Origin of the sequence: Pseudarthrobacter sp. LT1 (genome assembly GCF_035621795.1) — a bacterium.
Lineage (GTDB): Bacteria > Actinomycetota > Actinomycetes > Actinomycetales > Micrococcaceae > Arthrobacter.
Window position 1 is genome coordinate 3,112,731 of record NZ_CP141830.1, and the last position, 26,524, is coordinate 3,139,254.

Annotated in this window: 15 protein-coding genes and 2 tRNA genes; 5 read left to right on the forward strand and 12 right to left on the reverse strand. The window is 66.7% G+C overall.

Going from position 1 to position 26,524, the window contains the following annotated elements; translation table 11 throughout:
- Positions 1–12: 12 nt before the first annotated feature.
- Positions 13–1,596: a S1C family serine protease gene (locus VIK36_RS14610; protein ID WP_324642492.1), complete on the reverse strand. Its 1,584-nt coding sequence runs from the start codon at positions 1,594–1,596 to the stop codon at positions 13–15.
- 282 nt (positions 1,597–1,878) lie between these two features.
- Between VIK36_RS14610 and VIK36_RS14615 the strand changes: the two genes are divergently transcribed.
- The 3 genes from VIK36_RS14615 to VIK36_RS14625 all read left to right on the forward strand — a co-directional run bounded on the left by VIK36_RS14615 (position 1,879) and on the right by VIK36_RS14625 (position 6,341).
- Positions 1,879–3,930 carry a TPM domain-containing protein gene (locus tag VIK36_RS14615; RefSeq protein ID WP_324642493.1) on the forward strand — a complete coding sequence of 684 codons (2,052 nt, stop codon included), beginning with the start codon at positions 1,879–1,881 and terminating at the stop codon, positions 3,928–3,930.
- Between the two features lie 107 nt (positions 3,931–4,037).
- Positions 4,038–4,826, forward strand: a complete 789-nt coding sequence (locus VIK36_RS14620) for a PspA/IM30 family protein (RefSeq protein WP_255172687.1) — start codon at positions 4,038–4,040, stop codon at positions 4,824–4,826.
- An 87-nt stretch (positions 4,827–4,913) separates the two neighbouring features.
- A complete protein-coding gene (locus VIK36_RS14625) occupies positions 4,914–6,341 on the forward strand; it encodes a deoxyribodipyrimidine photo-lyase (protein WP_324642494.1) in 1,428 nt (475 codons plus the stop codon).
- A gap of 24 nt (positions 6,342–6,365) precedes the next feature.
- Here VIK36_RS14625 and VIK36_RS14630 read toward each other — a convergent pair whose 3' ends face one another.
- From VIK36_RS14630 to VIK36_RS14650, 5 genes are all read right to left on the reverse strand, one after another.
- On the reverse strand, positions 6,366–7,298 hold the full coding sequence (locus VIK36_RS14630; RefSeq protein ID WP_255172689.1) for a cytochrome b/b6 domain-containing protein: 933 nt from the start codon (positions 7,296–7,298) through the stop codon (positions 6,366–6,368).
- Between the two features lie 139 nt (positions 7,299–7,437).
- Positions 7,438–7,511: transfer RNA gene (locus VIK36_RS14635), tRNA-Met, on the reverse strand.
- Between the two features lie 165 nt (positions 7,512–7,676).
- Positions 7,677–7,750 (reverse strand) — tRNA-Met (locus VIK36_RS14640).
- 117 nt (positions 7,751–7,867) lie between these two features.
- On the reverse strand, positions 7,868–10,873 hold the full coding sequence (locus VIK36_RS14645) for a UPF0182 family protein (RefSeq protein ID WP_324642495.1): 3,006 nt from the start codon (positions 10,871–10,873) through the stop codon (positions 7,868–7,870).
- Positions 10,874–11,035: 162 nt separating this feature from the next.
- Positions 11,036–12,247: a PDZ domain-containing protein gene (locus tag VIK36_RS14650; protein ID WP_324642496.1), complete on the reverse strand. Its 1,212-nt coding sequence runs from the start codon at positions 12,245–12,247 to the stop codon at positions 11,036–11,038.
- A gap of 136 nt (positions 12,248–12,383) precedes the next feature.
- Between VIK36_RS14650 and VIK36_RS14655 the strand changes: the two genes are divergently transcribed.
- Positions 12,384–13,817 (forward strand): zinc-dependent metalloprotease, encoded by a 1,434-nt coding sequence (locus tag VIK36_RS14655; protein ID WP_255172691.1) that lies wholly within the window; start codon positions 12,384–12,386, stop codon positions 13,815–13,817.
- Between the two features lie 59 nt (positions 13,818–13,876).
- On the opposite strand, the gene VIK36_RS14660 is transcribed toward VIK36_RS14655, so the two are convergent.
- The 3 genes from VIK36_RS14660 to nudC are packed head-to-tail and all read right to left on the reverse strand — an operon-like array spanning position 13,877 to position 17,746.
- Positions 13,877–14,536, reverse strand: a complete 660-nt coding sequence (locus VIK36_RS14660) for a M48 family metallopeptidase (protein WP_324642497.1) — start codon at positions 14,534–14,536, stop codon at positions 13,877–13,879.
- Positions 14,533–16,668, reverse strand: a complete 2,136-nt coding sequence (locus VIK36_RS14665) for an ATP-dependent DNA helicase UvrD2 (RefSeq protein WP_324642498.1) — start codon at positions 16,666–16,668, stop codon at positions 14,533–14,535. The genes VIK36_RS14660 and VIK36_RS14665 overlap by 4 nt, the downstream gene beginning before the upstream one ends.
- Positions 16,669–16,723: 55 nt before the next feature.
- A complete protein-coding gene (nudC, locus tag VIK36_RS14670) occupies positions 16,724–17,746 on the reverse strand; it encodes an NAD(+) diphosphatase (protein ID WP_324642499.1) in 1,023 nt (340 codons plus the stop codon).
- Between the two features lie 142 nt (positions 17,747–17,888).
- Here nudC and VIK36_RS14675 point away from each other — a divergent pair, with 142 nt between their 5' ends.
- Positions 17,889–19,157 (forward strand): macrolide 2'-phosphotransferase, encoded by a 1,269-nt coding sequence (locus VIK36_RS14675; RefSeq protein WP_324642501.1) that lies wholly within the window; start codon positions 17,889–17,891, stop codon positions 19,155–19,157.
- A 60-nt stretch (positions 19,158–19,217) separates the two neighbouring features.
- Here VIK36_RS14675 and VIK36_RS14680 read toward each other — a convergent pair whose 3' ends face one another.
- Genes VIK36_RS14680 through VIK36_RS14690 form a run of 3 tightly spaced genes read right to left on the reverse strand, consistent with a single transcriptional unit; the run spans position 19,218 to position 26,466 of the window.
- Complete coding sequence (locus tag VIK36_RS14680; protein ID WP_324642502.1) at positions 19,218–22,727, reverse strand: UvrD-helicase domain-containing protein; 3,510 nt, start codon at positions 22,725–22,727, stop codon at positions 19,218–19,220.
- Positions 22,724–26,053 carry an ATP-dependent DNA helicase gene (locus tag VIK36_RS14685; RefSeq protein ID WP_324642503.1) on the reverse strand — a complete coding sequence of 1,110 codons (3,330 nt, stop codon included), beginning with the start codon at positions 26,051–26,053 and terminating at the stop codon, positions 22,724–22,726. Before VIK36_RS14685 ends, VIK36_RS14680 begins: the two co-directional genes overlap by 4 nt.
- Positions 26,050–26,466 carry an MGMT family protein gene (locus VIK36_RS14690; protein ID WP_324642504.1) on the reverse strand — a complete coding sequence of 139 codons (417 nt, stop codon included), beginning with the start codon at positions 26,464–26,466 and terminating at the stop codon, positions 26,050–26,052. Before VIK36_RS14690 ends, VIK36_RS14685 begins: the two co-directional genes overlap by 4 nt.
- Between the last annotated feature and the right edge of the window lie 58 nt (positions 26,467–26,524).

Below are 26,524 nucleotides of genomic sequence, written 5' to 3' on the forward strand. Positions count from 1 at the left end.
TGCTGGGGTGCCTTAGCTGGCAGCCGCACCCAGCGTGACGTCGAACGTCTGCTCCTTGCCGCTGCGCATGACGGTGATCTTCACGGTGGATCCAGCCGGCTGTTCGCGGACGGCCGCGGTCAGCTGGTTGGGTTCGCCGATGGTGAGGTCGTTGAACTTGGTGATGACGTCACCAACCTTGATGCCGGCCTTTCCGGCCGCCGAGTTGGGGTCGACGGTGGCGACGTCAGCCCCCACCGAGAACTCGGAGGATGCGCCCGACGAGGTCTTGGCCTTGACGCTGACGCCGAGCTGCCCGTGGGATGCCTTGCCGCTGTCGATGATTTCCTGCGCCACCCGCTTGGCGTTGTTGATGGGGATGCTGAACCCGACGCCGATATTGCCGCTCTGGGACGTTGACGTACCGGACCCCGCGGATGCGATGGCCACGTTCACGCCGATGATCTCGCCCTTGCTGTTCACCAGGGCGCCGCCGGAGTTACCGGGGTTGATGGCTGCATCGGTCTGGATCACATTGATGGCGATGGAACCCTCGCTTGAGCTTTGCTGGCTCTGGCCGCCGCCGGGAGGGGCGAACTGGAATCCCTGGTCACCGCCCTGGCTGTTGTCCCCGCCCTTGGGCGCTGCGGACGATGCCACGCTGATGGTCCGGTTGAGGGTGGACACGATGCCGTCCGTGACCGTTCCGGTCAGGCCGAGCGGGGAACCAATGGCGATGGCGGTATCGCCAACGTTGAGCTTGGAGGAATCACCGAGCGTGGCGGGGGTGAGTCCTGACGTGTCGTCAACCTTGATGACGGCGAGGTCGGACAGCGGGTCGGTGCCCACCAGTTTTGCGGGCAGGACCTTTCCGTCGCTGGTGCGGATTTCCAGGGTGGCGCTAGCAGTCTGGCCATCGAGGGTCACCACGTGCGTGTTGGTCAGGATGTGCCCCTGGTCGTCCAGGACGATGCCGGAACCGGTGCCCCCGGAGCTGCCGCTGGTGGCGCTGATGGTGACGACGCTCGGCGAGGCCTTCACGGCGGCTGCGGTGATGGCGTTGACATCGTCCTTGTTGTTCACGATGACCGTGCCGGGCTGGTTGCTGCTGCCGACGGTTGAGGTGCTGGACCCGGTGTTGCCAAACATTTCACCGGCACCAACTGTTGCCACTCCGCCGCCCACGAGTCCTGCCGCGAGGATGCTTGCCACGAGGGTGCCGACGCCGAAGCTTGCCTTCCGGCGCGGGGCATCCTTAGGGTTTGGCGCCAGTCCCACACTTCCGTTGGGAGCCCCTTGGCCGCCGCCATGCATGGGGTGGCCGTGCTGGTCCTGCTGCTGGCCATAATGTCCGGACTGGCCATAGAACGGCTGCCGCTGCGGGTAGACGGGGCGCGGCGCACCCGGCAATTCCTGGGTTTCATGGGGCCCGGCGGCCCTCTGCCGGTGGTCCCCTGCGTTGTAGCCACGCTCCGATCCCCCGGTGGCTCCGCCATTCCCATACTGAGCAGGTGCCGGGCGGTCTCCGGGCTGCTGCGGGCCCTGCTGCTGCCACGGGTTCCGGCTGTCCCCCTGGTTGTCCTCCGGGACCGGTCCTGGGGTTTGATTCTCAGTCATGGGACTTCCTTTCATCCTCGTCTGCCATTAACTATGACCGGTCCCGCTGGAACAAGCTCGGATGTTTGCTGAAAGCTTCCTGAACGCCGGGCCGATGGCCGTTGCGCCGCCGGAGCGTTTCGCTGGCGGCATATTCGGCCGCATGGACTGGCTGTGGGGTGCACCATAGAATCAAGATGAATTGCCACAGCGACCTGCGGCTTCACACCAAGCGTGGGGGCGCTGCTGGATTCGACGACTGATTCGTCCCGAATCGGTGTCAGGCGTGCTGAAGGGTTGCACATGCGGTCAAAGTTCAAACGTATCCTCGCCGTGATCGGCCTTGCCGGGCTGCTGGCGGTACCCGCCGGCGCTGCCTGGGCCGAAGACCCGGTAACCATTCCCTCCGGGACCAATATCGTTGACAACGCCAACGTGCTGGGCAGCCGAAAGGGTGAGGTCCAGGATGCGATCCAGAAGCTGCTGAAGGACCACAAGTACAACCTCTACGTGGTCACGGTAAAGTCCTTCGACAACCCCTCCGACCCCACGGTCTGGAGCCAGGCTATGGCAAAGACCAAGGGTATGGGCAAGGCGGACGTCATCCTTGCCATCGCCACCGACCAGGGCAAGTACTACTTCTCCCCCAATTCGGCCAGCGCCATCTATTCCAAGCGATCCAACATCACCCAGAATGCGGTGGTGGCCAACCTCGCAGGTGGCAAGAAGGACTACGCGCAGGCCGCCATTGACACCGCCTCCGCCGTGGGGGACGCCGCAGGCGGCGGCAGCGGCAACGTCTCTTCCGGTAACGGCGCCGGAGCCGGCCTCCTGGTAGGTGCAGGCGTGGTGGTCGCTGGAGGCGGCGCCTACCTGTACTTCCGCAACCGCCGGAAGAAGGCCGCAGGCCAGGTGGCCTCCAGCGGAAGCTACGGCCCCCAGGGCGCCGAGCTCGACCCCCTGGCATCACTCAGCGTGGAGGAACTTCGCCGGAAGAGCGGTTCCCTGCTGATCGAAGCAGATGACGCCATCAAGTCCAGCGAGCAGGAACTCGGTTTCGCCCAGGCGCAGTACGGTGATTCCGCGGTCGGAAACTTCACCAAGGCCTTGGCGGAAGCGAAGGCCCACATGACGGAGTCCTTCAAGCTCCAGCAGCAGCTCGATGACCACATCCCGGATACGGAAGAGCAGCAGCGGACCTGGCTGGGTGAGATCATCCGCCGCTCGGAGGCCGCGCTCGAGTCCCTCCAGGAGCAGAAGGCGGACTTCGACTCCTTGCGGGAGCTGGAGAAGAACGCTCCCCAGGCCCTGGCAGCCGTCAACGCCGGAGCCCGCGAAGCCGATGGCAAGATCTCCAGCGCCGAACAGTCCCTGCAGGAAATGCGGTCCAAATACGCGGACAGCGCGCTGGCACAGGTTTCGGACAACATCGTGCAGGCCAAGGAACGGCTCGCCTTTGTGCAGAATGCATCCGAAACCGCCCAGCAGAAGCTCGGTTCGGGCGAAGGTAGCCTGGCGGCCGTGGCCGTCCGTGCGGCCGAGGAAAGCCTGCACCAAACCAATGTCCTCCTGGACGCCATTTCCAAGGTCGCCACCAGCCTCGACGAGGCCCGCAACGGCCTGGAAGCCGCCGTTGTGGACACCTCCCAGGACCTGGCCCAGGCAAAGGCCATGATCCAGTCCGGCGCCCATGCGGAGCTGGCCGGCCCCGTAGCCGCGGTGGAGGCCGCCCTGGCACAGGTGAAAACCGAAATCCAGGGCGGAAGGATCGACCCCATCGCCACCCTGCAGCGGGTGGAAACCGCCCACCAGTCCCTGGACCAGGCCCTGACCGGCATCCGCGACCAGCAGGAGCAGGCCCGCCGCGCGCAGGCATCCCTGCAGCAGACCATCATGTCGGCCCAGGCCCAGATCAGCGCCACCTCCGACTACATCACCGCCCGCCGCGGCGGCGTGGGCACCGAGGCACGCACCCGGCTGGCCGAGTCCCAGCGGAACCTCGACTACGCCTTGTCCATCGCCCGCACCGATCCCGTCACCGCACTCACCTACGCGCAGCAGGCCCATGCCCTGGCCGCGCAGGCCGCGCAGCTGGCCCAGGCAGACGTGGACCACTTTGACGGCTACGCGAACCAGGGCTTCAGCCGCGGCGGCATGTTCGGCGGCGGAGGCGGCGGCGGCCTCGGCGGTGCCATCCTGGGCGGCATCCTGATCAACTCCATCCTTAACGGGGGCCACGGAGGCTGGGGCGGCGGTGGCGGCTGGGGCGACGGCGGCGGTGGCGGCGGCTTCGGCGGCGGCGGCGGGGACTTTGGCGGCGGCGACTTCGGCGGCGGCGACTCCGGCAGTTTCTAGAGACTTCCGCCGGACGCGCCGGAAGATCCCGGCAGGCGGACAGACGCAGTACACCACTGTGCACCGGTTCCAGTGGTCAACACAGAGCAGGACGAAAGGCAAACACCATGGTTAAGCAGTCCATTTTCGGCCGGATCGCGCAGCTGGCAAAGGCGAACATCAACTCCTTGCTGGACAACGCCGAAGATCCGCAGAGGATGTTGGACCAGATGGTCCGCGACTACACCAACAACATCGCAGAAGCCGAGTCTGCCGTGGCGCAGACCATCGGCAACCTCCGGATGCTGGAAGACGACTACAACGAGGACGTCAACAACGCCCGCGACTGGGGCAACAAGGCCCTTGCCGCTTCCCGCAAGGCTGATGAGTTCCGCGCGGCCGGCGATGTAGCCGACGCCGAGAAGTTCGACAACCTGGCAAAGGTGGCGTTGCAGCGCCAGATGGCGGCGGAAAGTGAAGCAAAGGGTGCAGAGCCGAGCATCGCCTCCCAGCGGGAGGTAGTGGACAAGCTGAAGACCGGCCTGGAACAGATGAAGAACAAGCTCAACCAGCTGACCAGCAAGCGCAACGAGCTTGTTGCCCGGTCCAAGACGGCGGCGGCACAGTCCCAGGTCCACGACGCCATCAAGAGCATCGACATCATGGACCCCACCAGCGAGGTGGGCCGCTTCGAGGAAAAGATCCGCCGCGAAGAGGCCAAGGTCCGTGGGCAGCAGGAGCTCGCAGCATCCAGCCTGGACGCACAGTTCAACCAGCTGGAGGACTTGGGTGAGCAGACGGAGATCGATGCCCGGCTGGCGGCCCTCAAGGCCGGAAACTCCAAGCCTGCCCTTGGCGCCGCGGGCTCCGCATCAACCGAATCGACCGTGGACGAAGCCGACTTCGACAAGCTCTAAAGTTCGGGGCACCGCCTCCAGCTGATACGCAATGGCCGGGACCGTGGTCCCGGCCATTGCTGCGTCCGCTGTGTGTAGCGTGGTGCCATGACTTCTTCTGATGGCACGTCCCTGGTTTGGCTGCGCGATGACCTGAGGTTGGACGACAACCCGGCCCTCGCAGAGGCCGCCGGCCGGGATGCGCCGCTTACAGTGGTTTACGTCCTGGACGAGGAGTCCGACGGCGTGCGGCCCCTTGGTGGGGCAGCGCGCTGGTGGCTGCACCACTCCCTGGCCGCACTGTCCGCCGACCTCGAAAGCAAGGGATCCCGCCTGGTACTCCGGCGTGGCCCCGCCGGCGACGTCATCAGGGACCTTGCTGTCCGGACGAAGGCAAGCCACCTGTTCTGGAACCGCCGTTACGGGCAACCCGAACGGACTATCGACGCCGGGCTCAAGGAGTGGGCGGCCGGGAACGGGATCGAGGCCGCAAGCTGCCAGGCGAACCTGCTCTTCGAGCCCTGGACAGTGAAGACGGGGGCGGGCGGGCCCTACAAGGTGTATTCGCCCTTCTGGCGGGCGTGCCTGGCATCCCAGGACATCCGTGACCCCTACGAGGCGCCGGACGCGTTGCCCGGTCCCGCGCCTGCCGGGAAGGGCCTTCCTGCCAGTGACACGCTCAGCAGCTGGCAGCTCCTGCCCTCCAAACGCGATTGGAGCGCCGGACTGGCCGCCACGTGGGTGCCCGGTGAAAAAGGCGCCCTGGACCGGCTCGAGGACTTCCTGGACGGGCCCATCGAGGAGTACGGGACGGGCCGGAACCTGCCCGGCACCGAGGGCACCAGCCGACTCTCACCACATTTGCGCTTCGGTGAAGTGAGCCCGTTCCGCGTGTGGCGCGAGATTCGCCGCCGGCATCCCCGCGAGGTCCCTTCCGACGTCGGCACCTACCGGGCCGAACTGGGCTGGCGGGAATTCAACTGGCACCTGCTGTACCACAACCCCGACCTGGCGACCCGCAACTTCCGGCCCGCCTTCGACAAATTCCAGTGGGCCTCCCCCAGCCGGCAGGAGCTGGCCGCGTGGCAGCAGGGAAACACAGGCTACCCGCTGGTGGACGCCGGGATGCGGCAACTGTGGCAGACAGGCTGGATGCACAACCGGGTGCGCATGGCCGCCGCGTCATTCCTGGTCAAGAACCTCCTGACCGACTGGAGGGTCGGGGAGGAATGGTTCTGGGACACCCTGGTGGATGCCGATGCCGCCAACAACCCCGCCAACTGGCAGTGGGTGGCTGGCTCGGGGGCGGACGCCTCGCCCTATTACCGGATCTTCAACCCGGTGACCCAAAGTAAGAAGTTCGACGCCGACGGCAGCTACCTGAGGGCCTTCATCCCCGAACTCCGGGAACTCAAAGGCAAGGAAATCCACGAACCGTGGGCGGCGGATACCGACGGATACCCCCAGCCGCTCGTGGACCTGCCCGGGTCGCGGGAACGGGCCCTGGACGCCTACCAGAAGCTCAAGGACGCCTGACGTCGCCCCCGCGGCGCTGCCCCGTCAGCGGCTGACCTTGCCCATCAGGGACGCGATGGGCCGCAGGAAGACCGGCCGGGCCAGGAACCAGGCCGCCACCATGACCGCCACGGAGGCGAGGAATACCCAGAAGCCAAACCAGCCGTCGTCGTCGCGGACCCCGTACATGTGGTTCAGGTTCCGCAGTGCGCCCGTGGTGAGCACCAGGAAGACGTGGACCACGATGAAGGCCACAAAGTAGATCATTACCGGGAAGTGGACGGCACGGGCCCATTCGATGGGGAACGCCTTGTTGAGGCCGGTTGCCTTCTTGGGCCAGGCTCCGGACATCCGCAGGCCCGTGATGAACGAGAGCGGCGCCGCGATGAAGACGGTCACAAAGTATGCCAGCAGCTGCAGTGCGTTGTAGTTGATCCAGCCGTCCTCGGTGGGCCAATCCAGCGACGCGTACTGCAGCGCGGCTGAGAGCGCGTTGGGGAAGACGTCCCAGCTGGTGGGGACAATGCGCATCCACTGCCCGGTAGCGAACAGCAGGACCGCGAAGATGAGCCCGTTGAGGATCCAGAGGGCATCCAGGGTCAGGTGGAACCACAGTTCGAGGCTGATCTTGGTGGGCGCGTTCCTGGTGCGGATCAGGCCCTTGTTGTTCCTGGTCCAGTACCCGCTGGGCCGGGTGGTGGTCCGGACCTGCCACCCCGTCCGGATGATCAGGAGCAGGAAGAACGCATTGAGGAAGTGCTGCCAGGCCAGCCAGGCGGGGAATCCCACGGGCGCGTTGTCCGGCAGTTCGGACCGGCCCGGGTAGTCGGCGACAAAGGATGCCACGGCCGGCAGTCCGATGAGCAGCCTGGCCAACAGCACCACCAGGACCAGTGCCACGAGGACGGCGGGAACCATCCAGTAAAGCCGGGACCGCTTACCCGTCGCGGAGCCGGGCTTCTTCGTGGGTGTGGCCATCGAACAACATACCTCTCAGGAATGACGGGGGGCTGCCCGCAGATCGCGGGACCCTTCGAAAGAGAATACTAGGAACTGGGCGCATCCAAGGAAAAGAAAGGCCCCGCCCGGCGTAACTGCCGGTCGGGGCCTTCATAAGTTGCGGGGACAGGATTTGAACCTGTGACCTCTGGGTTATGAGCCCAGCGAGCTACCGAACTGCTCCACCCCGCGTCGCTTGATCAACACTACCCTACTTTCGCGGCCGCCCTCACCACCACACCACGAGCCCGCCGTCACCGGTGAACCCACCCGTGAACCACAGCGCCCGGGAAAGCAAAAGAACCGGGCAAAGCGAAAGACCCGGACATTGTTTCCAATGTCCGGGTCTTTCCTCAGTTGCGGGGACAGGATTTGAACCTGTGACCTCTGGGTTATGAGCCCAGCGAGCTACCGAACTGCTCCACCCCGCGTCGCAAGAACTACTTTACCGGGAGGTGAACCGCAGGCCAAATCGTGGCGGCGTGACGTCCGTTACGCCGCCCGGCACCCAGCCCCGCGGGGACCGGGTGCCGGGTGCCGCCGTCGTACTACTGCCCTGCCGACGGGGACGGGGACGGGGAGGACGAAGGCGATGCCGAGGCAGCGGGGGCCGGGCTGGCCTCCGGAGCAGTGACCGGAATCTTGGCCTCCGCGTCCATCGCCTTCTTCAGCGCGGCCGCAACCTTCTTCTGCGCGTCGCCATAGGCAGCGAAGTCGCCGGCTGCGAGCGCCGTTTGGCCTGCCTGGATGGCGGCGTTTGCCTCGTCCAGGGCCGCCTTGAGCTGGGCCTTGGCGTCCGCCTCTGCGGGAGTGGCAGGCGCTGACGGACCGGCCGGTGTCTGGCCATTGTTGGCCGAATCCCCCGCGGCCGCACCGGAATCCCCACCGAAGAGCTGCTTGAGGGCTGCATCAAGTGTGGGCGCGAAGCCCACCTTGTCGCCGAAGGCCACCAGCACACGCTGCAGCGTGGGGTATGACGTCTCACCGGTCGACTTGAGGTAGACCGGCTGGACGTACAGGATGCCGCCGCCCACCGGCAAAGTGAGAAGGTTGCCGTTCAGCACGTCGGACGCGCCCTGCCGCAGCAGGTTGAGTGCCTGCGACACAGTGGGATCCGAGTTGAACTTGTTTTGCGCCTGCCCCGGACCGGGCACCTGTGTTTCCGGCGGGATCTGCAGCAGCCGCAGCTTTCCATAGCCGTCAGCCTTTACGCCGGCCTGGTTGCCTGCATCCGAATCAGCGGCGAGGAAGCCGTACAGGACGTTGCGCGCATTACCGTTCACGATCTGTGGGATAAAGGACGACGTCAGCTGGAACGCCGGCTTCTGCTGGTCCGGCATCTGCAGCGACATGTAGAACGGCGGCTGCTTTACGTCGGTGTCCACGGTGGGGTCAGCCGGCGTGCTCCATGCGTCGTTGTTCTTGTAGAAGCTGGTGGGATCGGTGACGTGGTACTGCCCCAGCAGCTCGCGCTGGACCTTGAACAGGTCCTCCGGGTAGCGCACGTGGCTCATCAGCGCACCGGACATCTCCGAATACGGCTTCAGCGTTGAAGGGAAGACCTTCTGCCAGGCCTTGAGGACGGGGTCGGTGTCGTCCCAGGCATACAGGGTGACCGAGCCGTCATAGGCATCCACCGTAGCCTTGACGGAGTTGCGGATGTAATTCACCGTGCTGTTCGGCAGGGCCACGGCGCGGCCCGAGCTCGTCTGGGAATCGGCAGTGGCATCAGACAGGGACTTCTGCTGCGAGTAGGGGAAGTACTGGCTGGTGGTGTAGCCGTCCACGATCCACTTGACCCTGCCGTCCACCACAGCCGGATAGGCGCCGCCGTCAACAGTCAGGTACGGTGCCACCTTCTGGACACGCTCGCGGGGGTTGCGGTCGTAAAGGATTTGCGACTCCGGGTTCACGCCATCGGAGAGCAGCAGATCCGAGGACTGGAACTTGATGGCGTAGAGGATCTTGTTGAAGAACGAGCCAACGTTCGGCCCGCCATTGCCCTTGAAGGTGTACTGGGTTTCCCCCTCGCCTTCCTTGCCGGAGGGACGGTCCTGCTCGCGCGGCGTGGCACCGTCGGGAGCCCCCACGATCGAGTACTCGGGCGAGGATTCACCGAAGTAGATCCGCGGTTCGTAGGTGGTGTCGTTGCCCAGCACGCCGGTGGACGGAATGCCGGACTGCAGGAACTCAGGCTTGCCGTCCACGGTGAACTTGTTGCCCTTGGCCGCCACCACACCGTAGCCGTGCGTGTATACGACGTGCTGGTTCAGCCAGCCCTGCTGGTTGGTTGCGACGTTCGTGGGGTTCAGCTCCCGCACGGCGATCACCGTGTCCTGGATCTTGCCGTCCACCTCGTACCGGTCCACGTTGAGGGCCTTGGGGAACTGGTAGTAGGGGCGGTACTGTTCCAGCTGCGCAAAGGCGTCGGAGATCAGGTTCGGGTCCAGGAGCCGGATGTTCGCTGTGGTCTGCGCGTCAGGTGCAAGTGCCCCCGTGCTGGCGGTGTTGGTGGCGTCATAGCGGGTTTCCTGGATGCCGTCCAGGCCGTAGGCCTTGCGGGTGTTCTCGATGTTGCGCTGGATGTACTTGCTTTCCAGGGTCTGCTCCGACGGGCGGACCTGGAACTGCTGGATGACCCACGGGTACACGCCGCCGGCCAGGATGGAGGTGATGACCAGCATGGCCGTGCCGATCACGGGAAGGCGCCAGCGGCCGATGACGGCTGCAACGATGAAGAGGATGGCCACCAGGACGGCAGCGACGGCGAGGATGGCCTTGGTGGGGATGACGGCGTTGACATCGGTGTAGAGCGCACCGGCCCAGCGGCCGCCGTTGCTCTGCACGGACGAGTAGCGGTCCAGCCAGAAGTTGACGCCCAGGAGCACCAGGAAGGCGGCACCGATGACGGCGATGTGGATCTGCGCTGCGCGGCTGGTGAACACGCCGCGCTCCATGAGCCGGATGCTGCCGTACAGGTAGTGGGTGAGGATGCCGGCGATGCCTGCGATCACCACCACGCTGATGAGGAACCCGGTGACGAACCCGAGGAACGGCAGGGTCATCAGGTAGAAGCTGATGTCCATGTTGAACTGCGGATCGGGTTGGCCGAAGCCGACCTGGTTGAAGAACAGCAGGACTTTCTGCCACTGGCTCGCGGCCGCGCTGCCCGCAAAGAGGCCGAAGAGGACCGGCAGGCCGATCATGACAATCCGGCGGACCGGCTCGAGCTGGGCCTGGTACCGGTTGAGGTTGTCCCGGATCTCAGAGTCCGGGGCGTAGACGGGCCGGGCGTTGTAGGCAATGCGGATGGAGAAGAAAACCGCCGCGAACATGATGGCGAAGCCGGCTGCGAAAGTGGCGATCTTGGCAAGGTTTTCGGTGACGAAGACCTCGAGGAAGCCCAGTTGCCGGTACCAAAGGACGTCGGTCCAGACGTTGGCGAAAAAAATGAAGCCCACTACCACCAGGGCAACGACGATGAGGGTGGGCGTCAGGGCTCCCCGTCGCGATGGGGGCCTTCCTGTGGACGTGGTGCTGGCGGGACGGGACAAACTGGGTACCTCATAGCTGGTCGTCGAAACATTCGAAGCGTGCGAGCGACGTACGGTACCGGTCAAACGGCTGGTTTCGTCCGTCATCAGTGCCACGAGTGGCGGTAAAGCTTAGTTCCTGTCGAAACTGTTTGGGCCCAGTCTATGCATGGCGCAGGCGGCCTATTTCCCCGTGCACGCCGGAAGTGCGGATGTGTCCTGCCCGCTCCCGGCCAGTTCCACCGCGTGCCGCGCTTCTGCGAGGTTCTCCACGCGGACCACCTGGAGGCCGTCGGGGATGTGTCCGGCAACCTCGTCGCAGTTGGCGGCGGGCGCCAGGAACAGGGAGGCTCCGGACGAGCGCGCACCCCGCATCTTCTGGCCGATGCCGCCAATGGGGCCCACCGCACCGTCCGGCGAAATGGTGCCGGTGCCCGCGATGTGCTTGCCGCCGGTGAGGTCGCCCGGCGTCACCGTGTCGATGATGCCCAGCGAAAACATGAGTCCGGCGCTGGGGCCACCCACCTTGTCCAGGGAGATCTGCACCTGGAAGGGGAAAGTAAACAGGTACTTCAGCATGACGCCGAGAATGAAGCGGCCCTGGCCGTTGTCCTTGGGCGTCACCTCGACGGCAACAGGCTGGCCGGCGCGTTCCACCGTCACCGCGGCCGGGGCCCCCTTGCCCGCAGCCAGTTCATCCTGGATGACGGAGAGTGAGGTGATCTCCTTGCCGTTGATGGACTTGAGGATGTCGCCCTGCTGGATCTTGCCCGCAGATGCCGAGTCCTTGGACAGGCCCGCGGCCTGGAGCTGCTGGCCGAACGGAATCTTGAGTTCGTTCAGGGCGGAGGCCACCGCGTTCTCCTGGGACGTGGCCATGGCCACCGCACTCTGCTCCTGGGCCTCCTCCTTGGTGGTTCCCGTGGGATAGATCAGTTCCACCGGGTAGACGGCCTTGGAGTTGTCCAGCCACGCGGAGAAGGCGTTAAGGATGCTGACGGAGCCGGTGGGGCCGCCGTCGACATACACGGTGGTCAGGTCCAGGCTCCCGGCAGCGGGATAGGTCTCGTGGCCGCTGACATTGATCACCGGATGCCCCTGGCTCTCCCCCAGCGTGTTGTAGGTGGGCCCGGGCGACTCGATCACGTAAGGCACCGGAAGGGTGCCCACGGCAATCCCCAGCCCCAACGCGGCCAGCCCGGCAACCATCATGGTGGAAAGCCGCCTGCCCGGGCGTCCGCCGTCGGCCGCCCTGACACTGCTGCCCGCGCCTGCCACGCCGCTTCCGCCCGGGCTTTCCGGCGGACTGCCGGCCCCGAAGGGTCCGGGGCTGGAGAAGGGGGAAACGTCGGGAACGTGGTCCTCGGAGGAGTGGCCGCCACGGGTTGTAGTCACCCCACCAACAGTACGCGGTGGCGGCGGGCCGGGGGGCTTTGCCTAGAGCGAACGACGGCGGCGGGCGGCAGACAGCCGACCCCCACCGGGGTACCGTGAAGGTTGATCAACAGTCACACCATCGATCGGCGGGACCATGACCTCCAACCCACTCAATCCGTCCAACGGCGACGACACCCCCAAGGATCCGTTGACCGAAATGCTGCAGAACCTGATGGGCGGCAAGGGGATGGAAAACTTCGACCCCTCCGAACTCGCCAAGGCTGCCGGCCTGCCGGACGACCCCAACCTGCTGGCCCAGATGTTCTCCCAGGTGCAGGCCATGATGAGCGCACCGTCCGAGGGGCCCGTCAACTGGACGCTGGCCCACGACAACGCCCGGCGCGTAGCCGCCGGCAGCTCCGACCCGTCGGTTTCGGCGCAGCAGTCCCGGGAGGTGGACGAGGCCCTCCGCCTCGCCGAGCTGTGGCTGGACCCGGTCACCGACCTGCCCGCCACCGGCCTGATCGGCAAGGCCTGGTCGCGCGCGGAGTGGGTGGAGGCCACCCTGGGCACCTGGAAGCGGCTGACCGAACCCGTGGCCAACAGCATCGCCAATGCGCTGTCCTCCGCCATGACGGAGCAGATGCCGGAAGAGATGAAGTCCATGATGGGCGGCGCCTCCTCCATGCTGCAGAACATGGGCGGCGCGATCTTCGGCATGCAGCTGGGCCAGGCCATCGGCGCCCTGTCCAAGGACGTGGTGAGCTCCACCGACATCGGCGTCCCGCTGGCCGACCTTGAAATGGCACTGCTGCCGGCAAACGTTGCCGCCTTCGGCGAGGGCCTGTCCCTGCCGGAGAACGATATCCGGCTGTTCCTTGCCGTGCGGGAAGCCGCCCACGCCCGGCTCTTCGTGCAGGTTCCCTGGCTGCGCGGACACCTGCTGGGCGCAATCGAGGCCTACGCCCGCGGCATCCACATCGACACCTCGCGCATCGAGGAACTCGCCCGCGACCTGGACCCGAGCAACCCGGAGGGCATCCAGGAGGCATTGTCCCAGGGTGTGTTCATGCCGCAGCGGACCCCGGCGCAGGAACAGGCCCTGGAGAAGCTCGAAACGGCGCTCGCCCTGGTGGAGGGCTGGGTGGACGAACTGACTGCGGCGGCCACCGAGAAGGTGCTGCCGTCGGCCGGGGCGCTCCGGGAAACCGTGCGGCGACGCCGGGCAACGGGTGGTCCCGCCGAGCACGCCTTCGCCTCCCTGGTGGGGCTGGAGCTGCGGCCGCGCAGGCTTCGCGATGCCGCCACCCTCTGGGCCACGCTAAAGGACGAACGCGGCATCGAGGGCCGGGACGCCATCTGGCACCACCCCGACCTGCTGCCCACCGCCGAAGACCTGGACGATCCGAAGGGCTTCAGCTCACGCCGCAAGCTCGCCGAGGCCAGCGACAGCGAAGTTGACGACGCCCTGCAGAAACTGCTCAGTGGCGGGTTTGACGATACTTCCGCTGAAGAGGGCGGAGCAGCGGACACCAAAGATGCCGGGGACAAGGACGACGACGGCGAGACCGGAGAGCCCAAAAACTGACACCCCCAGACGCCGATAAAGACCCCGGTGGGCCAGGAAGTCCTGGCCCACCGGGGTTTTTAACGCCCGATCGGTGTTCCGGACATGGGCTGGCCGGCGTCGCCGCTGCCGGCCGTGCCGTCCTTGTCCAGCCCCTCCAGCCCCCGGGAAGTGGCGAACGAGACGCCCTCCAGGAATGCTTTGGCCCGCGGAGTTTCCGGGTAGGCCTCCAGCAGCTTCCAGAATGCGGCGTTGTGCGAAGCCACCAGGAGATGGGCCAGTTCGTGCAGCAGGACGTAGTCGATGACCCACTGCGGCATGGGCCGCAGTTTGTCCGACAGCCGGATGGTCCCGTCGGCCGGCGTGGCGGAGCCCCACCGGGAGTTCTGGTTGCTGACCCAACGGACGGACGTGGGCGCCGGCCTGCCGCCGAGGTACTGTGCCGACAGCTGTGCGGCGTGGGCTGCAAGGGCATCATCGGTAGCGGGGCGGCGCCGGCCGGCTGCAGCCCGCCGCTCCCCCTGCTTGTGCAGCTTCGCCAGCATCCGCTGCACCCACTCCCGCTCTTGGGCAGCAGTGAAACGGGCCGGAATGGCGACCACCGCCGTGCCGTCCTCCCAGAACGCGGCCACCGTCCGCGTGCGCCTGGCAGAACGCCGCACCTCAACCGGGGAACCGTGGGATGTGGTCAGTGATGCTGCCTGCTGCGTGCTGCTGCTTGCCGGGCTGCCCCGCCTCACAGTACGGAACTTTCGACAAGAACCCGGAGGACGTCTTCCCCGTACTTTTCCAGCTTTGACGGGCCGACGCCCGCGAGGCCGGCGAGCTCCTCCAGCGATGCCGGCCTGGCTTCGGCAATGGCGGTGAGGGTGGCGTCCGTGAAGACGACGAACGCGGGGACATCCGCCGACTGGGCCACCTCGCGGCGCCAGTTGCGCAGGGCGTCAAAGGTCTGTTCCTCGTAGGTGGGGGGACAGGCGTTGCAGCGGCCCACCTTGCGTTCGGCCCCGGTGGCGAGCATGGTGCCGCAGACCCGGCACACAGCGGGCGCGGCAGCCTTTCGGCGGGGCGGGGTTCCCTTTCCGCGGGCACTTGAACTTGCCACCGAGTCAGGCCGCAGCCCGTCCAGGAACCGGGACGGCTTCCGGTTGGCGCGGCCGCCGGGGGTCCGGGCGGTGCTCCACGAGAGGGACAGGTGCTCACGGGCCCGGGTGATGCCGACATACAGCAGCCGGCGTTCCTCATCCACCGATTCGGGAGAGTCCGCGAAGGAAATGGGCATCAGGCCCTCGCTGAGCCCCACCAGGAAGACCGCGTCCCATTCCAGGCCCTTGGCTGCGTGGAGGGAAGCGAGCGTCACGCCTTGGACGGTGGGCGCGTGCTGGGCCACGGAGCGTTCCTGGAGTTCGCTGACGAAATCCGCCAGGCCAAACTCTGGACCGCGGTTTTGGACGAGTTCATCGGCGAGCGCCACCAGCGCCGCGAGCGACTCCCACCGCTCACGCAGGGCTCCTCCGCTGTGCGGGGCAGAATCCGTGTACCCGAGGGACGAGACGATGTCCCGGACCAGCTGGCCCAGTGGTTCCGGCGTATCGGTTTCTGAAACGGCCCGGGTGGCTGCGCGCAACTGGAGGATGGCGTCCCGGACCTCCTTGCGGGCGAAAAAGCGTTCGCCTCCCCGGAGCTGGTAGCCGATTCCTGCCGCCGCGAGCGCCTGTTCGTAGGCTTCGGACTGGCCGTTGGTGCGGAAAAGGACGGCTACCTCGCTGGCGGGAGTCCCGGCGTCGAGCAATGCCTTGATCTTCTGCGCCACCGTGGCGGCTTCGGCCTCGTCATCCGTGCATTCGGTGAACTGGGGGGCCGGCCCGGCGGGGCGCTGCGCCACAAGCTGAAGGGGGGCTGCCCAGGCGGCGTCGGCGGCAGGGCCACCACTCCGGCGGCCGGCCAGCAGGTCATTGGCCAGTTTCACCACCTGCGGGGTGGACCGGTAGTCCCGGACGAGCTTGACTACATTGGCCTGCAGATAGCGAACTTTGAAGTCCAGCAGGTGCCTGGGCGATGCGCCGGTAAAAGAGTAGATGGTCTGGCTGGCGTCGCCCACGACGCACAGTTCGTCACGGCCGCCGAGCCAGAGCTCCAGGAGCCGCTGCTGCAGCGGGGAAACGTCCTGGTACTCGTCCACGACGAAGTGCCGGTACTGTTCCCGGACCGTTGCAGCAACCTTCTCATCTTCCTGCAGGATGCCCACCGTGATCAGCAGGACGTCCTCGAAGTCGATCACATTGCGGTCCGTCTTGACGTCCTCGTAGGACTGGAAGACGCGGGCCACCGCAGTAAGGTCGAACCCGCCAGGAGCGCCCCTCCCCTGCGCGTTTTCAAGGTAATTGGCCGGCGTAAGCATGGACACTTTGGCCCACTCGATCTCAGAGGCAAGGTCACGGATGGAGGCCCGGTCCGTGCTGAGCCGGAGCCTCCGGGCTGCCTCTGCAATCATCTGGGCCTTGTGGTCCAGGAGGTTGGGCAGCGTGCCGCCCACGGCCTGGGGCCAAAAGAACTGCAGCTGGCGCAAGGCCGCGGCGTGGAACGTCCGGGCCTGCACATTTCCGGCACCGAGGTCGCGCAGCCGGCTTCGCATCTCTGCCGCCGCCCGGGCAGTGAAGGTCACGGCGAGCAGGCGCTGCGGGCTGTAGACGCCCGAGTGGACGCCATAGGCAATCCGGTGGGTGATGGCACGGGTCTTTCCGGTTCCCGCGCCGGCCAGCACGCACAACGGGCCGCTCAGCGTACTGGCCACCTCACGCTGTTCTGCGTCAAGCCCCCCAAGGATCCGGTCCTCAAGGGAGGCTGCTCCGTCAAAATTTTCTGTAGTCACTTCTGCTGCTTTGTTTCTCGACTACCGCGTGCTGGAGTCTGGTGGATGGAATAACTTAGTCGCCGGTCCGGTCCTGGATCCGGCCGCCGTACCAGTGCTCAATCAGGGAGCGGGCAATGGAGAGCCTGCTGGAAATGGTGATCTCACCACTGAGCACCGCTTCCTGGAGTTCCTCGCGGCTGAACCAGCGGGCCCTGGTGACCTCCACGCCGTCGGGCGTTGCCTGGGCGTCCTCGGTGACGGCGGTAAATCCAAGCATAAGGGAGGCCGGGAACGGCCACGACTGCGAGCCGAGATACTGGCAGGCAGTGACCCGGACGCCCACCTCTTCCTGGATCTCGCGGACCACAGCTTCCTCCAAAGACTCCCCCGGCTCAACGAACCCGGCCAGGGTGGAGTAATTCCGGGCGTCCACGGGGCCACCGCCGCCAAGGAGCAGCCGGCCGTCCGGGCCGACGACCGTGACGATGATGGCGGGGTCGGTCCGGGGATAGTGTTCAGATTTGTCTGCCGGGCACCGGCGTACCCAGCCGCCGGCTTCAACGTCCGTTGGTGTGCCGCAGCGGGGGCAGTGTGTGTGGGCTGCATGCCAGTTGGCGATGGCGCTGGCTTCCACGAACAGGGCTGTGGAGGTGGCGGTCAAGGCTGCTGCGACGTCCCGAAAGCCGGCCAAGGAAGCGTCTGCGGGAATACCGGCCGTGCCGGGTTCCGGAGGAGCAGGCAGGACGAACAGCAGCAGCTCGGTCCCCGCCGGAACGTCCGAAGCAGGCAGGGCGGATCCGAGGTACACCACGAGCTCCGGCGCTGATCCCGCCTCTTTGAGGTGTGCCAGGAGTTCCCTGGCCCCGGTCAGGACCAGGTTGCTGCCGCGCACCAGGCCTTGCCGGCCTGACAGCACTGCGGCCACCGCGTCCGGCCCGGCCAGCAGGTCATCAATCATCCCGGCCCTGATGCGGGCGGCTGATCCGCGGTCCACCAGTGCCGGCCTCACCGGGAGCAGGGTGTCCACCAGATGGTTCGCCGGCAGCGGCGCCGGCACAGCCTGATGGACGGTTACAGCGGACTCCGTGTGGCTCATGCTTCCACCGTACTGACTGCTACAGACATTTCACATTTCGGCCGGGCCCCATCCGCCCCGGGGTGCCCCCTAATTCCAGCTATCTCGAGACTCGCCGCGGCCAGACCGCGGTCTGGGACGGCGCGCAATCTACCGTGGAACGGTGAGAAGAAAACCGATTGAACTGGCGGCGATTGCAACCGCGGCAGTCCCCGGACTGACCCCGACAGCTGTTAGCTCTGCGCCGGACGACCCCGCGGACTTCGACTCGGCCCTGCTCCTCGATTCCGAAGGCAAGCGCTGGCGGGTCCGGTCGCCGCGGCACGCCGAAGCCAGCGCACGGCTGGAAACGGAGTTCCTGGTGCTGCGCGCCTTCGCTCCCGCCGTCCGGGCCGAACTGCCGTTCCTGATGCCAACGGTCGCCGGCAGTGTCCGGTTGGGAAGCCTGACCACGTTCGTCTACTCGCACCTGTCCGGGAGCACGCGCAGCGTGGAAGAGCTGACCTCCGGACCGTCAGGCCTCGCCCGCGAAATCGGTTCCGCGCTGGCCGCGGTCCATGACCTCCCCCGGTCGCTGGTCAGCAACGCCGACCTCCCCAGCTACACCCCCAATGAGTTCCGCCAACGGAGGCTGAACGAACTGGACCAGGCGGCAACGACGGGCAAGATCCCGGCCGCACTGCTGCGCCGCTGGGAACATGCCATGGAGGACGTATCCTTGTGGCGGTTCAACCCCTGCGTTGTCCACGGCGACCTGCACGAGGACAACCTGCTGGTGGAGTCAGGCCGGGTGACTGCGGTAACCGGTTGGACGGACCTGCGCATCGGTGACCCCGCAGACGATTTCGCCTGGCTGGTGGCCTCCAACGAACAGGACTTCATTGATGCCGTACTGAAGTCGTACACGTCCAGCCGCCGCGACGTGCCGGACCAGCACCTGCTGCGCCGGGCCGCCCTGTCAGCCGAGTTCGCCCTGGCGCAGTACCTGGTCAAGGGCCTGGCGGCCGGCGACCACGACATGGTCAGCGAGGCCGAGGGAATGCTCGAGAGCCTTGCCAGCGACATCGCCGAATTCGGCGGCCAGCCGATCAGTGTGGAGCCGCTGCCGGCCAAAGGCACTCCCGCCGCACCTGCAGCAGCCGCACCCGCGGCGGCCGGAACGCCGGCTGCAGTCCCGGCCCCCTCACATGGCAGTTCAGCGGTCAGTCCCGCAGTGACGGTCATCCCGGTCCCCGTCGAACCGGCAGCAGATGCCATGCCGGATGTCCCGTCGCCGGCAGCAGTTCATGCACAGCCCGCCGTCCACGTGGCCCCTATCCCGGTGGAGCCAGCCGCGGGTGCTGAGGCCGCGGAGGTCCGGGCCGGAGAAACCAAGGCGGCGGACGACACGTCCACGGCAGCCATCTCGGTCATCAACGCGAACCGGAGCTGAGCCCGACAGTCCCGGGCCCCTGAGGCACCACCGTGGTGTTCCCCAGGTGTGGGCCCAGCCTCAAGGCCGGGTAATCGCAGCGGCAACGATTCCCTCCAGGTCGGCCGCCGTCCCCAGGTCGTGCGGCCGCACTACCGCGTTGTCAGCAACGTACAAGAATGCCGCCCGCACCTCCTCCAGCGGAACATCCTTGAGGCGCGCCCAAGCCAGCCGGTAGACCGCCAGCTGCACCGACCGGGTCTTCAGCTGCTCTGCCGACGGCCGCCGGCCGGTCTTCCAGTCCACCAGGTCCCAGCGGCCGTCAGCGTCCTGGAACACTGCGTCCACCCGGCCGCGCACCACCACTTCGCCCACCCTGGTTTCCACGGGAACCTCAACGAAAGCCGGTGACCTGTCGGCCCACGGGGAAGCCTTGAAGGTGGCTACCATCTCATCAAGGTCGTAGGCAGCATCGATGTGGTCGTCCGAACCCGGTGCTTCGCCGAGGTCCAGCATGCCGGCCTTTCCGAAATACTCCTCTACCCAGGCGTGGAACGCCGTGCCCTTCCGCGCCGACATGCCCGGTTCGCGCGGCACAGGGCGGCGCAGGCGGCCCAGCACTGCGGTGGGGTCGTCTCCAAGGTCAACAAGGGTGGAAGCCGATATATGGGTGGGCAGGTGCACGTCCTGGCCGCCTGACCTCCTTGCCCTGCGCTCCAGCAGCAGCGAAGCTTCGCGTGCCCAGCCTGCAGCTGCCCCCGTGAGCCCGGGCAGTGGACTGTCTTCCTCTCCAGGCTTGCCTGCCTGCCCTGTCCCCTCAGTCCGAAGCAGCCGGGCAGAACCGGCGGCCAGTATTCCGAGCACCTGCTGCGCCGCCGTTTCCATGGCTGTCCTGCGCCCGCTGGCCAGGCGCAGGCGTTCACCCGTCCCTGGGTCGACAGGTCCTTCAAGAGGATCGTAGGGCCAGCGGGCTTCTTCCGTTTCCAGCGTCAGCGGGCTCTGTTGGGGCAACGCTGCCTCTTCCAGCGACAACGGATGGACAACAGCCGGCACCCTGGATCCGCCATCAGCCGGTTGCGTGAGGGCTTCCAGTTCCGCGAGGAACGGGGACATTTCCGCGCGGCCGGCCCGCGATCCCACCCAGGCGGCACTGGACACCCACAGGACATGTTTGGCCCTGGTGTAGGCAACGTAAGCCAGCCGGCGTTCCTCCGACTCGCCGTGGGCCTGCACCCCGGCTTTGTACTCTTTCTCGGCATCCAGCCAGCCTTTCTGGTCCGGCTGGTCGAGGTCCCACTGCGGCAGGTCTGCCCGATCCCCACGAAGCGGCCATGGCAGGGCAGCAGAACCGCTGCTCCAGCGGGAGTCCCGGTCGCTGGGAAAGGCGCCCGCGTTCATGCCCGGAACAAACACGACGTCCCACTCCAGCCCTTTGGAAGCGTGCACCGTCAAGAGCTGCACGGCTTCCCGGTTGACGTCGCTGGCTGGCGCCTCCAATCCGTTTTCCTCCGCCGACGCAGCCTCAAGCCAGGACAGGAAAGCGAGGATGTCCACCCGTTGGGAGGTGCGGAGGAACCCTGCAGCCGCATCCTGGAAGGCGTCGAGGTTGCGGCGGGCCTGGTGAATGCTGATTCCGGGGCGGGCGGCGACCTCGATGTCCAGCAGCATGGCCCTTTCGACCTCCCCCAGGAGCGTGGTGAGGTCGTCCCCGAGGTAGCCGCGCAGTTGCCGCAACTCGGCTGACAACCTGGCAAGCCTGCTGCGCGCCTCCGGGCTGAGGGTGCGGCCATTGGACGAGGTCCATCCGTCCCGGGGCAGGAAGTCCAGGGCCTCCACCAGGCTGGCTCCGTCGGTCAGGTCACCCTCAAGGACGGGGGCATCTGCTTCGTCGTTGTCATTGTCCTGGACGTCGTCGTCGAACCCCTGTGCGGCCTTCCCCCGGCTGCGTGCCAGCTGGCTGGACCAGTCGCGCAGGGCCATGAGGTCGGCAGGTCCTATCCGCCACCGGGCACCTGCGATAAGCCGCATGAGGGCATCAGACCGGCCGGGGTCTGCGAGGACGCGCAGCGTGGCCACCAGGTCCACGATTTCCGGAGTGTCCAGGAGGCCGCCGAGGCCCACGATTTCGTAGGGGATGCCCCGGGCCTCAAACTGCCGCCGGACGGGCTCCATCTGCGCGCGCCGGCGGCACAGCACGGCGAGCGCCGGGGGCTCCGGTGTACCGTCCGGCTTCAGCTCGAAGTCCGTCACGCGGTACCGCAGGACATCGTCAGCCAAGGCAGCAGCTTCCTCCACGTCGCTGGCGAAACGCCCCAGCACCACGGTTCCGTCCACGGCGTGGGGGCTCGGTTGCAGCGGCGGCACTTCAGCAGCAGCCGGCCTGCTTCCGGCAGGTCCATGATGTGCAGCTGTCCGGCCCAGGGATTGGGACATGACGTTGGCAGCTGCGAGGATCGACCGGCCGTTCCGCCATGCAGTGGTCAGGTAGGAGGTCGGGGCGGGCGCCCAGCCGGTTCCTTCCCCCGCTCCCCCGGTGCGCACGGGAAACTCGCGAACGAAGTGGAACAGCTGCCCCGCCGAAGCGCCGCGAAAACCATAGATCGACTGATTGGGGTCGCCGACCGCCGTCACGGCATGGCCGCCGCCAAAAAGGCGGGAGAAGAGCACCAGCTGGGCATACGACGTGTCCTGGAATTCGTCGAGCAGAACCACCTTGTACCTTTGGCGTTCCATCTGGGCCGCCAAGGGAACATCCTGCGCCACCTTGGCAGCGAGGGCCACAAGGTCGCCGAAATCGAGTGCCCCGCGGGCCCGTTTGGCGGCGGCGTAGCGGCCCACCATGTCAGCGACGCTTGCCCGGGTCCGCAGCATACCGCCGAGGTCCAACGCGGCCTTTGGCGTGTTCCTCTTCTTGTCGGCCAGGTACGGCAGGGATTCAAACTCCGAAAGACGCGCCATCAGCCACGCTTCCACGTCTTCGGGTTCCTGAAGGTGTTCGGCGCATTCACCGGCCAGTTGGATGACGGCCTTCACCAGGGTGGACTTGGCGGCACGGAAGTGCTGGTATTCGCCGTCGTAGGCTTCAACCACCTCGCTGGCAAGCTGCCAGGCCTGCGCACCCCCCAGCAGAACCACGTCCCGCTCCACCCCAAGCCGCAGCCCGTAGTCGGAAACGATGCCGCTGGCGAATGAGTGGTAGGTGGACACCTTGGGCTCCAATGCGTCACTGCTGACCAGCCCTGCCGGGAATAGCTCCCGGTGGTCGTCCTTCGCGGCAAGACGCTGCAGCGCAAGGAGTTTTGACCGGATCCTGCTGGCGAGTTCACCCGCAGCTTTGCGGGTGAAGGTCACGCCCAGGACTTCCTCAGGGGTGACCCATCCGTTGGCCACCAGCCATACCACCCGGTCGGCCATGGTGGCGGTCTTGCCTGATCCGGCGCCCGCGATGACCAGCCGGGGCGCCAAGGGGGACGAGATGATGGCGGATTGCTCGAGCGTGGGGGTGTTCTTCTCGCCGAGCAGCAAGGACAGTTCTTCGGGGCTGAAACGCACGGCCGGGGTGGCCTCCGCAGTAGGGAGTGCCCCACTCATTCGGTCACCTGCCGTCCACGCACACACAGCGGGCACACCTCGGGAAGCCGGCAACCATGACCGCCGTGGCTGCCCTTGGCGGGATCGTGCCGGGCAATGAATTCACTTCCACCCATGACGGCGGCGGCCTCCTTGACCATATCCAATGCCCAGTTCTCCTGTGGGTCGAGTGGTTCCTGCTGTTGGATGGCGGGACTTTTTGCCCCGGTCCCGAGCTGCGCCAGCACGGCCCCGCCGGACAGGCCCTGGCCGCCGCCGGAGGCGTCAAACCCGCCGGCGAGCACTGCTGCCTGGTAGGCGCCCAGCTGCGGATGGCGGGACAGTTCGTCCTTGCCCGGCTGCCTCTTCCCGGTCTTGAGGTCCACCACCACCAGCCGGCCTTCCCCATCGATTTCCAGCCGGTCCACCTGGCCGCGGAGCACGGACTCCCGCGGCGGAGCTTCATCCACCGCCACTCCGCCGAGGGCCACTTCGAAGTCCTGTTCAACACCCAGCAGACTGCGGCCCTCGTCTCTCATGGACAGCACATACTGCGCCAGCTTCCGCACCATGGACTCGGCGCGCTGGAAGTCCAGCCGGCCCTCCCAATTGTCCTTCATGCCCAGCGCGGGCCACCGGCGCACGAGTTCAGCAACGTACTCGGATCCGGATGCGTCCGGCATGTCCTGCGCGATTGCATGCACCAGGGTGCCCAGGCTTCGGGCGAAGTCTGTGGCAGGCTCCCCTCCCGCTGCCTGGACGAACCAGTCCAACGGCGACTTCTGCACCGTTTCCACTTTCGACGGGGACACGGACACGGTTCCCCCGGGCGGGACCACAGCCTCGGAGGTGGTCAACGGGGCGAGTCCCCACCAGCTGCCAGGGTGGGCTCCGGCCACGGCTGGTTCGGCCGCTGCGAGATGCGCCAGGACCCTGGCGGCTTCCGCGGCTTGCGGCGCCGCGGCGTCGAGCTGGGCATGCTGCCTGAGCTCCGCCACCAGGGCGCGCAGCGTCATGGGCCGTTCCACCTGGGTGAAAGCCCGGCCCTCGCCCTCCGGTCCCAGTGGTGAAACAAAATCCAGGAACGATGACGGTTGGTGGTCCTCCGACGAAACCGCCGTGCAGACCAGCAGTTCGCGTGCCCTGGACACCGCAGTGGAGAAGCTGCGGAGTTCGTCATAGCGGATATCCCGCAGACGGCTGAGGGGATCGCGCTGCAGGGCGTATTCCGGGCCGTGTTCCACGGCATCCGCGTACAGGGTGCTGCCGAGCAGTTCACCGCGGAGCCTCGTATTGGGCCACACCCCCTCCTGCAGCCCGGCAATGATCACTACGGGCCACTCCCGCCCTGCTGCACTGGCCGGCGTCATCAACTCCACAGCGTCATCGAGCTGGGCCCGGGCTGCGAGGGTGTCCATGGGAAGCTCCTGGTTGAGGAGGTACTCCAGGAACTGTTCGGGGCCGGCGCCGGGCATTTGGTCCACGTAGCGTTCCGCGGTGTGGAAGAGCGCCATCATGGCATCAAGGTCGCGGTCAGCCCGCGCACCGTGCGGTCCTCCCGACAAAGCTGTCGCTGTCCAGGCCGACGAGAGGCCCGTTGAGTCCCAGAGCGCCCACAGTACCGACTCGGCATTGGCACCCGGCAGTCCGGCTGCTTCCCGGCCCGCACGGATCATCCGCGCCGTGCGCCGTGCAGCGCGCCCTTCGATCCCCAACGCGCCCAATGCTCCCGGCTCAAGCAGGGCCTGGACCAGCAGCGCATCACTGGCGCGGCCCCCGCCGCCCAGGAGTTCCTCGCGCCGCAACGATTGCCGGAGCCTGCGCAGCTCAATGGAGGTAGCGCCGCCGATGCGGGAGGTGAGGAGGGACACCGCGGCTTCGGGCGTCAAAAGCTCCGGATCCAGCGCAATGGCGAACGCATCGAGGAGCGGACGTACAGCTACCTCATCGCGCACCGCGGATTCAGCCACGGGCACCCGCACGGGAATGCCCTGCCCGGACAAATAGCGCTGCAACTCGCTGACCTGGCCGCCGTTGCGCACGATCACTGCCATATCCGCGAGATCTCGGTTGTGGTTTATGTGCTGGTCCAGGATCCGCTGGGCAACGTACCGCAGCTCATGCACCGGAGTAGGGACAAGGTGGGCCTCGACCCTGCCGGGTTCACCAGCATGGCCGGGCCGGCTGAGGCGGCGGGCCAGTTGGCCGCCTGCCCGCTGTGAGATGCGGCCTGCGACGTTCAACCACGCCTCTGCCACTGCAGGCGCCAGGCCGTGGGCGTGCCACAGCGGACGCTCGAGGACCGTCGACTGGGCTGACAGCAGCCGGGGCAGTTCAGCCACCAAGTCCGGCCGGGCGCCCCGGAATCCCTGGACCACAGTGTCCGGGGACGACGTCACGTAGCAGTCTTTACCGGCGGCGATATCCGCCAGCAACTCGAAGATGGCGGGGTTTGCTTCCTGGATATCGTCCACCAGGACAACCTGCAGCCTGGCACGTTCCGCTGCGAGGAATTCGGGCGCGTCCTGGAAGATCTGCCGGGCGGCTGTGATGATACCGGCGGGGTCGAAGGCTTCGGGCATCCGCAGGTCAAGGACGTCCCGGTACTCGGCGTAGAGGCGCGCCGCCGCCTTCCAGTCCGGCCGGCCGCAGGAGTCCGCCAGTTGCGCAAGGTCCTCAGCCGTGCGGCCCGATTCAATGATGCGGTCAAAGAGTTGCCGCACCTCCTGGCGGAACCCCCTGGTTTCCAGGGCGCCATCAAGATCGGACGGCCACGGCAGTTCCAGGCCCGGCAGCCTGTGGCCCTCAAGGAGTTCCTTGATGATGAGGTCCTGTTCAGGGCCTGACAGCAGGCGCGGCGGCCTGGACAACGGTATGACGCCTTCAGCCTTGGCGCGGCGGATCAGGTCGAATGCGTACGAGGCCCATGTCCTGGCAGGAGTGGTGCTGAGGCTCCTGTCGAGCCGGGCAGTGAAACGGTCCCGCAGGAAGTCGGCAGCAAGCCGGGTGGGCGCAAGGATCAGCATGCGTTCTGGATCCACGCCGTCGCGGAAGACCCGCTGGACCGCGGCCTCGACGAGGACGGTGGTCTTTCCCGTGCCTGGTGCACCCGGAACCAGGACCGGTCCGGAACCTTGGGTGACGTCAACTGCTGCCTGCTGGTCTGGTGTGAGCACGGGTGACTCGGCGTGCACCCGCCGGGGCGGCAGCAACCGGAGGGCGGTGGTGGCCTGGGCGGCGCTCCCGCCGTCCGGGCTTCCGGGCACGGGGAAAGCCGGCTCCCTGCCTGCTTCCGGCTCCTGCCGGTGCGGGCCCCAGGGTCCGGTCAAAGGAATTGTTACGGTCACAAAATCATTCCATCATCAGGCACCGACAACCTGTGGAGCCGACGCTCCAGTTCCTCGGCAACTGCGTCGATACTGTCAAGATCACTGTCTGTTGGCGCCCAGCGTGCCGTGCCCAAATCCACCCGCCACCGCCCCTCCCCCGTGCGGAGATAGGAACTGTAGTCGCCAACCAGCGGGGTGCCTTCTTCAAGGTAAAGCAGCAGGGCCTCGGCCTCGTGCCCCGGGGGTGCGTGGCCGCTGGCCTTCAGGACGCGCCACCAAGGGACGGCGCCACCATGGTGGCTCATGACGGAACCGACCTGGCGTGGGCCGCCCGCACCCAGGAGCTCGGCAACGTCCCCATAGGATACGGCCGCCCCCGGCGGTACCAGGCCCACGACGGCCAGGACCGCTTGGACGTACTCATTCCGCATTGATCCAATCTAGCCGCAGTGGCGTTCCCCGGAATTGTCGGCGGGTCCCCTTAGCGTT